Origin of the sequence: Sneathiella chinensis, from assembly GCF_012720115.1 — a bacterium.
GTDB lineage: Bacteria > Pseudomonadota > Alphaproteobacteria > Sneathiellales > Sneathiellaceae > Sneathiella > Sneathiella chinensis.
Genome location: NZ_VNWN01000011.1, coordinates 1 through 15,621, shown reverse-complemented (window position 1 = coordinate 15,621; position 15,621 = coordinate 1). Strand labels below are relative to the sequence as shown.

The 15,621-nt window shown below is 54.7% G+C and carries 11 protein-coding genes and 1 tRNA gene; all 12 read left to right on the top strand.

Features of this window, described 5'->3' with window-relative positions; translation table 11 throughout:
* Positions 1–146 precede the first annotated feature (146 nt).
* A tRNA-Trp gene (locus FQB27_RS16465) sits at positions 147–222 on the top strand.
* A 76-nt stretch (positions 223–298) separates the two neighbouring features.
* Positions 299–496 carry a preprotein translocase subunit SecE gene (secE, locus tag FQB27_RS16460; RefSeq protein ID WP_169562177.1) on the top strand — a complete coding sequence of 66 codons (198 nt, stop codon included), beginning with the start codon at positions 299–301 and terminating at the stop codon, positions 494–496.
* A 4-nt stretch (positions 497–500) separates the two neighbouring features.
* Positions 501–1,052 carry a transcription termination/antitermination protein NusG gene (gene nusG / locus FQB27_RS16455; protein ID WP_169562176.1) on the top strand — a complete coding sequence of 184 codons (552 nt, stop codon included), beginning with the start codon at positions 501–503 and terminating at the stop codon, positions 1,050–1,052.
* Between the two features lie 86 nt (positions 1,053–1,138).
* The gene (gene rplK / locus FQB27_RS16450; RefSeq protein WP_169562175.1) at positions 1,139–1,567 is read left to right on the top strand and encodes a 50S ribosomal protein L11; all 429 of its coding nucleotides are present in this window, start codon (positions 1,139–1,141) and stop codon (positions 1,565–1,567) included.
* A 5-nt stretch (positions 1,568–1,572) separates the two neighbouring features.
* Positions 1,573–2,265 carry a 50S ribosomal protein L1 gene (gene rplA / locus FQB27_RS16445; RefSeq protein ID WP_169562174.1) on the top strand — a complete coding sequence of 231 codons (693 nt, stop codon included), beginning with the start codon at positions 1,573–1,575 and terminating at the stop codon, positions 2,263–2,265.
* Positions 2,266–2,529: 264 nt separating this feature from the next.
* Entirely contained in the window at positions 2,530–3,039 is a 510-nt protein-coding gene (rplJ, locus tag FQB27_RS16440; protein ID WP_169562173.1) for a 50S ribosomal protein L10, read from the top strand.
* A 60-nt stretch (positions 3,040–3,099) separates the two neighbouring features.
* Positions 3,100–3,477: a 50S ribosomal protein L7/L12 gene (rplL, locus tag FQB27_RS16435; protein ID WP_169562172.1), complete on the top strand. Its 378-nt coding sequence runs from the start codon at positions 3,100–3,102 to the stop codon at positions 3,475–3,477.
* Positions 3,478–3,752: 275 nt separating this feature from the next.
* On the top strand, positions 3,753–7,847 hold the full coding sequence (gene rpoB, locus FQB27_RS16430; RefSeq protein ID WP_169562178.1) for a DNA-directed RNA polymerase subunit beta: 4,095 nt from the start codon (positions 3,753–3,755) through the stop codon (positions 7,845–7,847).
* Positions 7,848–7,964: 117 nt separating this feature from the next.
* Positions 7,965–12,155 carry a DNA-directed RNA polymerase subunit beta' gene (rpoC, locus tag FQB27_RS16425; protein WP_169562171.1) on the top strand — a complete coding sequence of 1,397 codons (4,191 nt, stop codon included), beginning with the start codon at positions 7,965–7,967 and terminating at the stop codon, positions 12,153–12,155.
* A 429-nt stretch (positions 12,156–12,584) separates the two neighbouring features.
* Positions 12,585–12,956, top strand: a complete 372-nt coding sequence (gene rpsL, locus FQB27_RS16420) for a 30S ribosomal protein S12 (RefSeq protein WP_169562170.1) — start codon at positions 12,585–12,587, stop codon at positions 12,954–12,956.
* Positions 12,957–12,967: 11 nt separating this feature from the next.
* Positions 12,968–13,438, top strand: a complete 471-nt coding sequence (gene rpsG, locus FQB27_RS16415) for a 30S ribosomal protein S7 (protein ID WP_169562169.1) — start codon at positions 12,968–12,970, stop codon at positions 13,436–13,438.
* A 31-nt stretch (positions 13,439–13,469) separates the two neighbouring features.
* The gene (gene fusA, locus FQB27_RS16410; protein WP_169562168.1) at positions 13,470–15,545 is read left to right on the top strand and encodes an elongation factor G; all 2,076 of its coding nucleotides are present in this window, start codon (positions 13,470–13,472) and stop codon (positions 15,543–15,545) included.
* Positions 15,546–15,621: the final 76 nt, after the last annotated feature.

Sequence of the window (15,621 nt, the reverse complement as noted above, 5' to 3'; positions counted from 1 at the left end):
GGACTGTTGGTGCTGGCGTCGTTTCCAGCATCACCGAGTAAAAAGAGGGAACCCCTCTTTTTGACGAAATCAGGAATTTCGTCGAAGCAGAATTGGAAGCGGGCCGCCGGTGAAAACCGGCGGTTCTGCCCTCCCAATCAAACTGAAGGAGTGTAGCTCAATTGGTAGAGCACCGGTCTCCAAAACCGGGTGTTGGGGGTTCGAGTCCCTCCTCTCCTGCCAGTTTGGTTGCTTTGTTCGAAAAATTCCTGTATACCGCCGGATCACTCGGTTGTTGTGAGCTAATTTTGAGGACAATATGGCAAAAGTAACTCCAGGCGCTTTTATCCGTCAGGTGCGACAGGAGGCATCCAAGGTAACTTGGCCGACCCGCAAGGAAACGCTGATCACCACTGGTATGGTCTTTGTCATGGTCTTCCTCGCTTCATCTTTCTTTTTTCTGGTTGATTTCGGCATCCAGCGGATCGTCAAGTTAATCTTGTCATTGGGGGCATAAGTCTGTGGCTGAAGGTGATCAGGTAGCGAAAAAACGCTGGTATATTGTGCACGTCTATTCCGGATCGGAAAAGCGTGTGGCAGAAGCCATTAACGAACAGTCCATGCAAAAAGGCATGGCCGACAAGTTCGAAGATATTCTCGTCCCGTCTGAAGAAGTCGTGGAAGTGCGCCGCGGACAGAAAGTCAACGCAGAGCGCAAATTGTTCCCGGGTTATGTTCTCGCTCATATGGAAATGAACGATGATACATATCACCTGGTAAAGAACCTTCCGCGTGTTACGGGATTCCTGGGGAACGGAAACAAGCCCCAGCCGATTTCCAAGCGCGAAGTCGAACGCATCATGAATCAGGTACAGGAAGGCGTTGAGCGTCCGAAACCGTCCGTCACCTTTGATATTGGTGAAGAGGTTCGGGTGTCCGATGGACCGTTCGCTTCCTTTATGGGTGTTGTTGAAGAGGTCGATGAAGAGAAGGCGAAGCTCAAGGTTTCTGTCTCCATCTTCGGTCGCTCCACACCTGTGGAACTGGATTATTCTCAGGTCGAGAAGAGCTGAGGATTTTAACCGCACTTCGGTGCGTTACCTTGCGGGAGGTCAGCCATGGCTGTACCGCGAACCCTTAAAACGTCATAGGGAAGAAAATGGCAAAGAAGATTCAAGGTTACATCAAGTTGCAGGTCCCGGCGGGACAGGCAAATCCGTCACCGCCAATTGGCCCGGCTCTGGGTCAGCAGGGCGTGAACATCATGGAATTCTGTAAAGCGTTCAACGCAGCGACTGGCAACATGGAAGGCGGCATGCCGATCCCGACTGTCATCACTGTTTACGCTGACCGGTCTTTCACCTTCATCACCAAGACGCCTCCGGCATCTTACTTCCTGAAAAAAGCTGCAGGCCAGAAAAAAGGTGGCAGCACTCCGGGTCGTGACGTTGCTGCGTCCGTGACTCTGGACCAGGTTCGGGAAATTGCCGAAGCCAAGATGGTCGACCTCAATGCCAATGACATTGAAGCAGCCATTAACATCATCAAAGGTTCTGCCCGGTCCATGGGCTACGAAGTGGTGGAGTAAGATAGATGGCGAAACTGACCAAAAAGCAGAAACTGGCTGCTGAAGCTGTTGATCGCGACAAGCTCTACACACTGGAAGAAGCTGTTGCCCTGATCAAGAATCACGCTACATCCAAATTCGACGAAACCGTTGAAATCGCCATGAATCTGGGTGTTGACCCGCGTCATGCCGACCAGATGGTTCGCGGTGTTACCCAGCTGCCGAACGGCACTGGCAAGACCGTTCGCGTCGGTGTTTTCGCCCGCGGCGACAAGGCAGAAGAAGCGAAAGCTGCTGGTGCCGACGTTGTTGGTGCAGAAGACCTGATGGAAGCCATTCAGGGCGGCAACATCGATTTCGATCGTTGTATTGCCACTCCGGACATGATGGCCATCGTTGGTCGTCTTGGTAAGGTTCTTGGCCCGCGCGGCATGATGCCGAACCCGAAACTCGGCACAGTGACCCCGAATGTTGGCGACGCCGTCAAGGCAGCCAAGGGTGGTCAGGTTGAGTTCCGCGCCGAAAAAACCGGTATCGTTCATGCCGGTCTCGGCAAGGCGAGCTTCTCCAATGAAGCCCTGCTTGAAAACGTGAAATCCTTCGTGGATGCCGTTGTCAAGGCGAAGCCGACAGGTGCAAAAGGACAGTTTGTCCGTAAAGTCGCTCTCAGCTCCACAATGGGCCCGGGCGTCAAGATTGAAATCAGCGAGTTGGTATAACTTGCACGGAATTTGCCGCTTCGGCGGCAAGTGACTGAGCCCGCTTCGGCGGGTTCAGCTGTCCGAGACTGCAGGTGTCTGGTGGACTATCTCGATAGGAAACCGGACTTAAGTTCTTAAGGTGCCTGCATAGACAGGGAAGCTAAAAATTCGCAGCGACGCTGCAATTCAGGTGGACCTGGGACAGTAAACGGATCCGGTTTCCGGATTCTATTTTAACCGGAGTACCTGCCTTGTGCGGTGCTCCATAAACGGAGACGACGAGTGGACCGATCCCAAAAAGAAGCTCTGGTTGCCGAAATGAACGGTCTCTTCAACGAAGCCAATGTGGTTGTTGTTGCCCAATACAGCGGTTTGTCTGTAGCGGAAATGACTGCACTTCGTTCGAAGATGCGTGATGCTGGCGCCAACTTCAAAGTGACCAAAAATCGGCTTGCACGTCTCGCTCTTGAAGGCACGGACTACGGTTCGCTTTCAGACAAGTTGAAGGGCCCTGTCGGTATCGCCTATTCAGACGATCCGGTAGCCGCTCCTAAAGTTGTCATGGAGTATGCCAAAGCGAATGACAAGTTCGTTGTCATCGGTGGTGCAATGGGTGCAACCGAACTTGACCCGGAAGGGGTCAAGTCTCTTGCAAGCTTGCCCTCCCTTGATGAACTTCGTGGAAAACTGGTTGGTCTTGTTCAGGCCCCTGCAACGAAAATTGCAGGTGTCCTCCAGGCACCAGCTGGTCAGTTGGCCCGTGTCCTGTCGGCGAAAGCCGAACAGGGTTAGATGTAAAAGCCGTTTATTTAAGTTTATAAACCTAAAGGTTTACCTGAGGAGAATAGTACAATGGCCGATCTCGAAAAGATTGCCGAAGACCTGTCCAGCCTGACTGTGCTGGAAGCTGCAGAACTTGCAAAACTTCTGGAAGAAAAATGGGGCGTTTCTGCCGCAGCACCTGTTGCTGTAGCTGCTGCTCCGGCTGCTGGTGGCGACGCTGGCGCTGCTGCTGAAAAAGACGAATTTGATGTCATCCTGGCTTCTGCTGGTGAGAAGAAAATCAACGTCATTAAAGAAGTTCGCGCCATCACTGGCCTGGGCCTCAAAGAAGCTAAAGAACTCGTTGAAGGTGCACCGAAAGCCATTAAAGAAGGCGCTCCGAAAGACGAAGCTGAAAAAATCAAAGAACAGCTGGAAGGTGCCGGCGCAACTGTTGAACTCAAGTAAGTTCGTTGCACGGCGCGATCAGTTGATCGTGATATTTAAGTCGGGGAAGGTGGCTTTTGCTGCCTTCCCCGCAGCCGCTTTCTGAAAAGGCGGTTAATCCGGCGGGATTTTAAGAGGCGCAGCCCTGTCGGGGGTACCCAACCGACACGAAATTTGTTGAGTTTTATCTGAATATTTTGCTCATAATGACGAATATGTTCAGATAAAGTTCGTTTTATGGTCTAAAAGACCATACTTTATCGCAGGCAACAGAAATACGGGGATTTCGAATGGGCATTTTGCAGTCGTTCACCGGTCGGAAACGCGTACGTAAGGATTTTGGTCGTATCGCAGCCGCTACGACAATGCCAAACCTGATTGAGGTGCAAAAGAACTCTTACGATGCGTTCCTGATGCAGGACATACCAACCGAACAGCGTGGTGACGATGGTCTTGAGGGCGTATTCAAATCAGTTTTCCCGATCAAGGATTTTGCAGATACCGCAAGCTTGGAATTCGTTTCATACGAATTTGAACCACCCAAATATGATGAGGAAGAGTGTCAGCAACGCAGCATGACATTCGGCGCACCGTTGAAAGTAACGCTGCGCCTAATCGTGTATGAAGTGGATCCGGATACCGGGGCGAAATCCGTCCTGGATATCAAGGAGCAGAGCGTCTACATGGGCGACATGCCCCTGATGACCGACAAGGGTACCTTCCTGATCAACGGAACTGAACGGGTTATCGTCTCCCAGATGCACCGGAGCCCCGGCGTGTTCTTCGATCACGACAAGGGCAAGACCCATTCCAGTGGTAAACTGCTGTTCGCCGCACGGGTGATCCCGTACCGTGGTTCCTGGCTTGACTTTGAGTTTGATGCGAAAGACATCGTGCATGTCCGTATCGACCGTCGCCGGAAGCTGCCTGTGACGGCCCTGCTGCAAGCCTTGGGCATGAGCCAGGAAGAAATCCTGAACTTCTTCTATGACCGTGTAAACTACACCCTGGACAAGAAGGGCTGGCGCACACCGTTCGTCATGGACCGGGTTCGTGGCAGCCGCCTGATCCGCGACCTGATCGATGCGGACACCCAGTCTGTTGTTGCCGATGCCGGTACCAAGATCACTCAGCGTGCCGCCAAGAAACTGGTGGATAACGGCCTGAAGGACATTCTGGTCAGCCATCTGGAACTGGTCGGCCGTTTTGTTGCCGAAGACATGATCAACCCGGAAACCGGCGAAGTATTTGTCGAGGCCGGTGAGGAACTGACTGAAGCCCTGATCGACCAGCTTGAAGCTGCCGGTTTCAAGGAAATTACCACCCTCGACATCGACAACGTGAATGTCGGTCCGTATATCCGCAACACCCTTGCCGTCGACAAGAGCAAATCCCGCGAACAGGCCCTGATCGATATCTATCGTGTCATGCGTCCGGGTGAGCCGCCGACCGAGGAAACTGCTGAAGCCCTGTTCCATGGCCTGTTCTTCGATCCGGAACGGTACGACCTGTCTGCGGTTGGCCGTGTGAAGATGAACATGCGTCTGGATCTGGACTGCGAAGACACCGTTCGGGTTCTGCGCAAGGAAGACATTCTGGAAGTGGTCAAGACACTGGTTCGTCTGAAAGACGGCCACGGCGAAACCGACGATATCGACAACCTCGGTAACCGTCGTGTGCGGTCCGTTGGCGAACTGATGGAAAACCAGTACCGCATTGGCCTGCTGCGTATGGAACGTGCCATTCGCGAACGGATGAGCTCTGTTGAAATTGATACGGTCATGCCGCATGACCTGATCAACGCCAAACCGGCTGCTGCTGCTGTTCGCGAGTTCTTCGGCTCCAGCCAGCTCAGCCAGTTCATGGACCAGACCAACCCGCTGTCTGAAATCACCCACAAACGCCGTCTGTCTGCGTTGGGCCCGGGTGGTCTGACACGCGAACGCGCCGGCTTTGAGGTTCGTGACGTGCATCCGACCCACTATGGTCGTATCTGTCCGATTGAAACACCGGAAGGCCCGAACATTGGTCTGATCAACTCTCTGGCAACCTTTGCCCGCGTCAACAAGTACGGCTTCATCGAAAGCCCGTACCAGAAAGTTGTCGATGGCAAGCTGACCGGCGAAGTGCACTATCTTTCTGCCATGGAAGAAACCAAGCACACGATCTCTCAGGCGAACGCTGCCCTCGACGATGATGGCCGCTTTACCGAAGATTTCGTTCGCTGCCGTGCGCAGGGTGAATATGTCGTCGCCAAGCCGGACGAGGTGACCTATATCGACGTGTCACCGAAACAGCTGGTGTCCGTTGGTGCGTCCCTTATTCCGTTCCTGGAAAACGACGATGCGAACCGCGCCCTCATGGGATCGAACATGCAGCGTCAGGCCGTACCGCTTCTGCGGGCGGAAGCACCGTTCGTCGGTACCGGCATGGAAGAGCGGGTTGCCCGCGACTCCGGTGCAACCATTGTTGCCAAGCGTTCCGGTATCATCGATCAGGTGGACGCCACCCGTATCGTTATCCGTGCCGATGAGGAAGACCTCAGCAAGTCCGGTGTTGATATCTACAACCTGCTGAAATTCCAGCGGTCCAACCAGAACACCTGCATCACCCAGCGTCCGCTGGTGAAAGTGGGCGACCGGGTTGAAGCTGGCGATATCATCAGTGACGGACAGTCAACCGATCTTGGTGAACTGGCCCTTGGCCGGAACGTGCTGGTCGCGTTCATGCCGTGGAACGGTTACAACTTCGAGGACTCCATCCTGATCTCTGAACGGATCGTGAAGGACGACGTCTTTACCTCCATCCATATCGAGGAATTCGAGGTTGCGGCCCGGGATACCAAGTTGGGCCCGGAAGAAATCACCCGCGACATTCCGAACGTTGGTGAGGAAGGGCTGAAGAACCTGGACGAAGCCGGTATCGTTTACGTAGGTGCCGAAATCCAGCCGGGTGACATTCTGGTTGGTAAGATCACACCGAAGGGTGAAAGCCCGATGACACCGGAAGAAAAACTTCTGCGTGCCATCTTCGGTGAAAAGGCATCCGACGTTCGTGACACCTCCCTGCGCCTGCCGCCGGGTGTGGCCGGTACCGTGGTCGAGGTTCGTGTCTTCAACCGTCATGGTGTTGAAAAAGACGAACGTGCCCTGGCCATTGAACGGGACGAAATCGAGCATCTGGCCAAAGACCGGGACGACGAAAAAGCCATTCTGGAGCGGACAATCTATGACCGCCTGAAAGGCCTGCTGGTCGGTCAGACTGTGGCATCCGGCCCGGCTGAGTTCAGTCAGGGTGAGGAAATCACATCTGAGAAACTGCTTGGCCTGCACCGCGGTGTTTGGTGGCAGATCAGTGTGGAAGACGACGCCAGCATGGTGAATGTCGAAGCCCTGAAAAAGCAGTATGACGAGGCAATTGGCCGTCTGCGGGCCCGCTTTGAAAACAAGGTGGACAAACTGCAGCGCGGTGACGAACTGCCGCCAGGGGTCATGAAGATGGTCAAGGTCTTCGTTGCTGTTAAGCGCAAGCTGCAGCCGGGTGACAAGATGGCCGGTCGTCATGGTAACAAGGGTGTTATCTCCCGCATTCTGCCGCAAGAAGACATGCCTTATCTGGAAGATGGCAAGCCTGTCGATATCGTTCTGAACCCGCTGGGCGTTCCGTCCCGTATGAACGTGGGGCAGATCCTTGAAACACACCTTGGCTGGGCAAGCCACGGAATTGGTGTTCAGGTGACCGAGATCATGAACCGCATCAAGCGCGGTGCCTCTGATCTTGAGCCGCTCAAGGAAAAGCTGAAGGAAGTTTATGGCGACGAGGAATACGGCGACAAGATTTCCGGTATGAGCGACGAACAGTTCGTGGAACTGGGCGACAACCTGCGGAACGGTGTTCCGATGGCAACACCGGTCTTCGATGGTGCCAACGAGATCGACATCAACCGCATGCTGGAAGTTGCCGGCCTTGATACCTCCGGTCAGGTGACCCTGATCGACGGACGTACAGGCGAGCCGTTCGACCGCAAGGTGACAGTGGGCTATATCTATATGCTGAAACTGCACCACCTTGTTGACGACAAGATCCACGCCCGGTCCATTGGTCCGTACAGCCTCGTGACCCAGCAGCCGCTGGGTGGTAAGGCCCAGTTCGGTGGACAGCGGTTCGGTGAAATGGAAGTGTGGGCGCTGCAGGCTTATGGTGCGGCATACACCCTTCAGGAAATGCTCACCGTCAAGTCGGATGACGTGGCCGGCCGTACGAAGGTTTACGAAGCCATCGTACGGGGTGACGACACCTTCGAAGCCGGTATCCCGGAAAGCTTCAACGTTCTTGTCAAGGAAATGCGTTCCTTGTGCCTGAACGTGGAACTGTCCCAGATCGGTTACTAAAAATGAACAGGCTCCGGCGTTGCCGGGGCCTGTCGTTTCGTCGTCAGAGAACAACAATTTTGGCCGCTGTTGAAGCGCCGTCCCCGGGGAACCGGGACATTTAAGGAGAGATGGTCCATGAATGAGTTGATGAACCTTTTTGGTCAGCCACAGGGCACTCAGGCATTTGACGAGATTAAAATCTCGATCGCGTCGCCGGAACGGATCCGTTCCTGGTCATATGGTGAGATCAAAAAGCCGGAAACCATCAATTACCGGACATTCAAGCCGGAAAAAGACGGGCTGTTCTGCGCCCGTATTTTCGGCCCGATCAAAGATTACGAATGCTTGTGCGGCAAGTACAAGCGGATGAAATACCGTGGGATCACCTGTGAGAAATGTGGTGTTGAGGTTACGCTGTCCAAGGTACGGCGTGAACGCATGGCCCATATCGAACTGGCGTCTCCGGTTGCCCATATCTGGTTCCTGAAATCCCTGCCGTCCCGCATCGGCCTGCTGCTGGACATGACGCTGAAGGATCTGGAACGGATTCTGTATTTCGAAAACTACGTGGTTATTGAGCCGGGTCTGTCTCCGCTCAAACAGTTCCAGTTGCTGTCCGAAGAGGAATTCCTCGACGCGCAGGACGAATATGGCGAAGATGCCTTCACCGCCAATATCGGTGCAGAAGCCATCCGCGACATCCTGATGAGCCTGGACCTGGAAGCCATCAGCGAAGAAATTCGCGAGGAAATGCGGACCACCACATCCGAGGCAAAACCAAAGAAGCTGGCCAAGCGCCTGAAGCTGATTGAAGCCTTCATTGAATCCGGCAACCGCCCGGAATGGATGATCCTGCAGGTGGTCCCGGTGATCCCGCCGGAACTGCGTCCGCTGGTTCCGCTGGATGGCGGCCGCTTTGCGACCTCCGACCTGAACGACTTGTATCGCCGCGTTATCAACCGGAACAACCGTCTGAAGCGCCTGATCGAGCTGCGCGCCCCGGACATCATCGTCCGGAACGAAAAGCGTATGCTGCAGGAATCCGTGGATGCGCTGTTTGACAACGGCCGTCGCGGCCGGGTGATCACTGGCGCCAACAAGCGTCCGCTGAAATCCATGTCCGACATGCTGAAAGGTAAACAGGGCCGGTTCCGTCAGAACCTGCTTGGTAAGCGTGTTGACTATTCCGGTCGTTCCGTGATCGTTGTGGGTCCGGAACTGAAACTGCATCAGTGCGGCCTGCCGAAGAAAATGGCACTTGAACTGTTCAAGCCGTTTATCTACGCCAAGCTGGAACTGAAGGGCATGGCCGCCACCGTCAAGATGGCGAAGAAGCTGGTCGAAAAGGAACGCCCGGAAGTCTGGGATATCCTTGACGAGGTCATTCGCGAGCATCCGGTTCTGCTGAACCGTGCGCCGACCCTTCACCGTCTCGGCATTCAGGCGTTTGAGCCGGTCCTGATTGAAGGTAAAGCCATTCAGCTTCACCCGCTGGTCTGTACTGCGTTTAACGCTGACTTTGACGGTGACCAGATGGCGGTTCACGTACCGCTGTCCCTGGAAGCACAGCTTGAAGCCCGTGTTCTGATGATGTCCACCAACAACATCCTCAGCCCGGCCAGTGGTAAACCGATCATCGTTCCCAGCCAGGACATTGTTCTGGGTATTTACTACCTGACAATGAACAAGGAAAACGAGCCGGGCGAGGGGATGCTGGTTACCGACGTTGCTGAAGCCCAGCACGCCATCGATAGCGGCGTCCTGACCCTGCACAGTAAGGTGAAGACCCGTGTCCGCTTTGTGGATGCTGATGGCAACGAGGAAATGAAGCTCGTTGAAACCACACCGGGCCGCATGCTGATCGAAGAAATTCTGCCGCGGAACTCCAAGGTGAATTTCGACCTGATCAACCGCCTGCTGACCAAGAAGGAAATCACGGCGGTTATCGACGAGGTTTACCGTCACTGTGGCCAGAAGGAAACGGTCATCTTTGCTGACCGGATCATGGGCCTCGGCTTCTCTCACGCGTGTCGTGCGGGTATTTCCTTCGGTAAGGACGACATGCAGATTCCGGCGTCCAAGGACAAACTGGTTGAAGATACCCGTCTGTTGGCCGAAGAATATGAGCGTCAGTACTATGACGGCCTGATCACACAGGGCGAGAAGTACAACAAGGTCATTGACGCCTGGTCACAATGTACCGACAAGGTCGCCGACGAAATGATGAAGGTGATTGAAGCGGTTGAGTTTGACGATGATGGTCGCCAGAAGGGGATTAACTCCATCTACATGATGGCCCACTCCGGTGCCCGTGGTTCTGCGGCGCAGATGAAACAGCTTGCCGGTATGCGCGGCCTGATGGCCAAACCGTCTGGTGAAATCATCGAGACCCCGATTATTTCCAACTTCAAGGAAGGCCTGAGCGTTCTTGAGTACTTTAACTCCACCCACGGTGCCCGTAAGGGTCTGGCGGATACGGCGTTGAAGACTGCGAACTCCGGTTACCTGACCCGTCGTCTTGTGGACGTTGCACAGGATTGTGTGGTTGTTGAGGTTGATTGTGGAACCGATCGCGGTGTGACCGTTCGTGAAGTGGTTGAAGGCAGCGATATCATCGCGACCCTCAGCGATCGTCTTCTCGGCCGGACCGCCAACGAGGATGTCCTCGATCCGAACACCGGCGAAGTTATCGTTGCCAAGGGCGACATGTTCGACGAAGCCGCTTCCCTGCAGGCAGAGAAGTGCGGCGTGGAACAGGTCCTGATCCGGTCCGTTCTGACCTGTGACACCAAGGGCGGTATCTGCGCCAAGTGTTATGGTCGTGATCTGGCCCGCGGTACTCCGGTCAACATCGGTGAGGCTGTCGGTGTTATTGCCGCCCAGTCCATTGGTGAGCCGGGTACGCAGCTCACCATGCGGACGTTCCACATTGGTGGTACGGCGCAGGTGGCCGAGGTTTCCTCTGTCGAGGCATCCCATGACGGTACGATCAAGATCGATAACCGCAACGTGGTTCAGAACAGTAAGGGTCTGCTGGTCGTCATGGGCCGGAACTCCGAACTGGTTCTGGTCGATGCCAACAACCGTGAACGTGCCCGTCACCGCCTGACCTATGGTACCACCCTGCTGGTGGACGATGGTCAGAAGGTCGAGAAGGGCACCAAGCTGGCACAGTGGGATCCGTTCACCACACCGGTGATCACGGAACTGGAAGGTGTTGCCAACTACAAGGACCTTGTGGGTGGTGTCTCCATGGCCGAACAGGTTGACGAGGCGACGGGGATTACCCGTAAGATCGTTGTTGACTGGAAACAGCAGCCGAAGGGCAGCGACCTGCGTCCGCGGATTACCCTCCGCGATGACGAAGGCACGCTTCTGACGCTGGCCAGTGGCCATGAAGCCCGCTACTTCCTGCCGGTGGATGCGATCCTGTCCGTTGAGGATGGTGTGAAGGTTCAGGCTGGTGACGTTCTGGCGCGTATTCCGCGTGAAGGGTCCAAGACCAAGGACATTACCGGTGGTCTGCCGCGGGTGGCGGAACTGTTCGAAGCGCGTCGTCCGAAGGACCATGCCATCATCGCCGAGATCGACGGCTATGTGGAGTTCGGCAAGGACTACAAGTCCAAGCGTCGTGTTTCCATCCGTCCGGAAGATGAAAATCTGGAAACGGTCGAATACCTCATTCCGAAGGGCAAGCACCTTGCCGTGAACGAGGGCGACTTTGTCCGCGTGGGCGACTATCTGCTGGATGGTAACCCGGCGCCGCATGACATCCTGAAGGTTCTGGGCGTCGAGGCACTGGCCAACTTCCTGATCAACGAGATCCAGGACGTTTACCGACTGCAGGGCGTGAAGATCAACGACAAGCATATTGAAGTGATCTGCCGCCAGATGCTCCAGAAGATCGAAGTCGAGAAGACAGGCGAAAGCACCTTCCTGATCGGCGAGCATGTGGATCGTGAAGAGTTCGAGCGTGAAAACCAGAAGCTGGTCGATCGTGGTCTGGAACCGGCCGAAGGAAGCCCGATTCTGCTGGGTATCACCAAGGCAAGCCTGCAGACCAACTCCTTCATCTCTGCGGCGTCCTTCCAGGAAACCACTCGGGTTCTGACCGAGGCCTCTGTCGCGGGCAAGAAGGACACCCTTGTTGGTCTGAAGGAAAACGTCATCGTGGGTCGCCTGATCCCGGCGGGTACGGGTGCACAGATGAACCGTCTGAAGCGTCTGGCCGCCCAGCGGGATCGCGAGATCCAGGAAGCCTCCGGTTTCCCGGCCGACCTGATCTCCTCGGAAGAGGGCGAACAGGCTGCAGCAGATCAAAGCTAACAGGAATCGATTCCGGTTTTCTCCTCGGGGGAAGGCCGGATCTCGAATCTTCTGAATTGAAAACGGCGCTCGAAAGGGCGCCGTTTTTCGTTTTTCGGGGGGAGGGTCCGATGACTCGGAAAAACGCGTAATATTATTGCGCGGGCGCCTGTGCACGGGCTGGTTTCACGGGGCCGAAAAGCCAAAAAAACCTCATATTTCCCGGATTCAAGAGCATATGCTTTTATACTTGACTGACGCAGGCCCCGCTCATATATTGCGGCCTCCTGACAACCGATACTTTATCAGTTTTCCGCACGTGGTCAGGTGTTTGAAGATAGACGTGCGTGTTAAGTCTCTTCGGGATGGACGCAAAAATTCCCGACCGCGCTCAGGGCCGCAACTGTGCGCGGCTGTGCTATTTGCGGAAACGATAGGATAGGAACAAGAATGCCTACTATTAATCAGCTGATTAGAAAACCTCGCAAAATGCCGGTTTCGCGGAACAAGGTGCCTGCTATGGAGGCATGCCCGCAGAAACGTGGCGTTTGCACACGAGTTTATACAACGACACCAAAAAAGCCGAACTCCGCGCTGCGTAAGGTCGCCCGTGTTCGGCTGACAAATGGTTTCGAAGTCACAAGTTACATCCCGGGTGAAGGCCACAACCTCCAGGAACACTCCGTTGTTCTGATTCGCGGCGGTCGTGTAAAGGACTTGCCGGGTGTTCGTTATCACATTGTTCGCGGTGTTCTGGATACCCAGGGTATTTCTACACGCCGTCAACGCCGTTCCAAGTACGGCGCGAAGAAGCCTAAGTAAGGAATTAACGGATGTCACGTCGTCACGCAGCAGAGAAGCGCGAAGTTTTGCCAGACGCCAAGTTTGGTGATGTGGTTCTGACCAAGTTCATGAACTCCCTCATGCTCTCCGGCAAAAAATCTACAGCAGAAGGCATTGTTTATGGTGCTTTCGATGTAATCCAGGAAAAGACCGGCAACGATCCGCTGGAAGTTTTCCACGAAGCATTGGACAAGGTTAAGCCAGACCTTGAGGTTCGCTCTCGCCGTGTTGGTGGTGCGACTTATCAGGTTCCTGTTGAGGTTCGCGCTGATCGTGCGCAGGCCCTTGCAATCCGCTGGCTGATCGCAAGCGCCCGCAACCGGTCTGAACTGACCATGGTTGGTCGTCTTTCAGGTGAACTGCTTGACGCGTCCAACGAGCGCGGCGGTGCCGTGAAGAAGCGGGAAGACACTCACAAGATGGCTGAGGCAAACCGCGCCTTTGCTCACTATCGCTGGTAAAAGCTGAAACGCGTTAAATAGGATTTCCGTCATGGCTCGCACAACGCCCATTGAAAGATATCGCAACATCGGCATCATGGCCCACATTGATGCCGGTAAAACAACAACGACAGAACGTATCCTGTTCTACACAGGTGTTTCTCACAAGATTGGTGAAACACACGAAGGTTCAGCAACAATGGACTGGATGGAGCAGGAGCAGGAGCGGGGTATTACAATTACTTCTGCTGCTACGACTTGTTTCTGGAAGGATCACCGGATCAACATCATTGATACTCCGGGTCACGTTGACTTCACCATTGAAGTTGAACGTTCCCTGCGCGTACTCGATGGTGCCGTAGCTGTCTTTGATGGTGTTGCGGGCGTTGAGCCGCAGTCTGAAACTGTTTGGCGTCAGGCTGACAAGTACCGCGTTCCGCGCATGTGCTTCGTCAACAAGATGGACCGGACCGGTGCCAACTTCTACCGCTGCCTGGACATGTTCCGCGAGCGTCTGGGTGCGAACCCGCTCCCGATCCAGCTGCCGATTGGTTCCGAAGCTGAATTCGAAGGTGTTGTCGATCTCCTGAAAATGAAGGAAATCGTCTGGACCGGTGAAGAAATGGGCGCCTCTTTCGAGTACCGTGACATTCGTGCCGATCTGGCTGACAAGGCCGCTGAGTTCCGTGAGCAGCTGGTTGAAACCGCTGTTGAAACTGACGAAGCTGTCATGGAAGCCTATCTCGAAGGCGAAGAGCCGAGCGAGGAAACGCTGATTTCCTGCATTCGTAAAGGGACCCTGGCCGGTGACTTCGTTCCTGTCCTGACCGGTACAGCGTTCAAGAACAAGGGCGTTCAGCCGCTTCTGGATGCGATCATTGCGTTCATGCCTGCTCCGACCGACATTGGCGGCACAGAAGGCATCGACGTGAAGACCGAAAAGGAAGTTGTTCGGAACCCGTCTGATGATGAGCCGTTCTCCGGTTTGGCGTTTAAGGTCATGACGGACCCGTTCGTTGGTTCACTGACGTTCGTTCGTGTCTATTCCGGTGTTCTTGAAACCGGTACACAGACCCTGAACTCCGTTAAGGACAACCGCGAGCGTGTTGGTCGTATGCTGCAGATGCATGCGAACTCCCGTGAAGATGTGAAAGAAGCCCGTGCTGGTGACATTGTCGCGATTGCCGGTCTGAAAAACACGACCACAGGTGACACCCTTTGCGACTCCATCAAGCCGGTTATTCTGGAACGCATGGAGTTCCCGGAACCAGTGATCGAGATTGCGGTTGAGCCGAAGACAAAGAGCGACCAGGAAAAAATGGGTGTTGCCCTGAACCGTCTGGCTCAGGAAGATCCTTCTTTCCGCGTTTCCAGTGACCACGAAAGCGGCCAGACCATCATTAAGGGTATGGGCGAACTTCACCTGGACATCATCGTCGACCGCATGAAGCGTGAATTCAAGGTTGAAGCAAACGTCGGTGCGCCGCAGGTTGCTTACCGCGAATCCATCACCAGCGAAGCCGAACTGGACTACACCCACAAGAAGCAGTCTGGTGGTTCTGGTCAGTTTGCCCGGATCAAGCTGGTTGCGAAGCCGGGCGAGCCGGGTGCAGGTTTCACCTTTGGTGACAGCATCACCGGTGGTTCTGTTCCGAAGGAATACATCCCGGGTGTTGAAAAGGGTGTTAAAGACATCGTTGAAACTGGTGTTCTCGCCGGCTTCCCGATGATCGACGTTGACGTGAAACTGATCGACGGTGCCTACCATGACGTTGACTCCTCTGTCATGGCCTTTGAAATCGCCGGCCGCGCCGCAATGCGCGAACTGGCACGTAAGGCAGGTCTGCGTCTTCTCGAACCGATGATGAAGGTCGAGATCGTAACGCCTGACGAATATATTGGTGACGTGATGGGCGACTTGAACAGCCGTCGTGGTCAGGTTACCGGAACAGAACAGCGCGGTGTCGCGCAAGTTGTGAATGCAATGGTTCCGCTGGCCAACATGTTTGGTTACGTGAACAACCTGCGCTCCCAGACACAGGGCCGCGCAACATTCACAATGGTATTTGATCACTATGAACCAGTGCCACAACACGTCTCTGACGAAGTTCTGGCGAAATTGGCGTAACCGAAGCTGAATAAGCCGGATATTACGGAGAAAAGAAATGGCCAAAGAAAAATTTGAGCGCAGTAAGCCGCACGCA

What these genes read in the sequence shown, in the direction of transcription:
- rpsG (WP_169562169.1), top strand. Translation starts at nt 12,968, where the DNA reads ATGTCACGTCGTCACGCAGCAGAGAAGCGCGAAGTTTTGCCAGACGCC.
- rpsL (WP_169562170.1), top strand. Translation starts at nt 12,585, where the DNA reads ATGCCTACTATTAATCAGCTGATTAGAAAACCTCGCAAAATGCCGGTT.
- secE (WP_169562177.1), top strand. Translation starts at nt 299, where the DNA reads ATGGCAAAAGTAACTCCAGGCGCTTTTATCCGTCAGGTGCGACAGGAG.
- rpoC (WP_169562171.1), top strand. Translation starts at nt 7,965, where the DNA reads ATGAATGAGTTGATGAACCTTTTTGGTCAGCCACAGGGCACTCAGGCA.
- rplK (WP_169562175.1), top strand. Translation starts at nt 1,139, where the DNA reads ATGGCAAAGAAGATTCAAGGTTACATCAAGTTGCAGGTCCCGGCGGGA.
- rplL (WP_169562172.1), top strand. Translation starts at nt 3,100, where the DNA reads ATGGCCGATCTCGAAAAGATTGCCGAAGACCTGTCCAGCCTGACTGTG.
- fusA (WP_169562168.1), top strand. Translation starts at nt 13,470, where the DNA reads ATGGCTCGCACAACGCCCATTGAAAGATATCGCAACATCGGCATCATG.
- rplA (WP_169562174.1), top strand. Translation starts at nt 1,573, where the DNA reads ATGGCGAAACTGACCAAAAAGCAGAAACTGGCTGCTGAAGCTGTTGAT.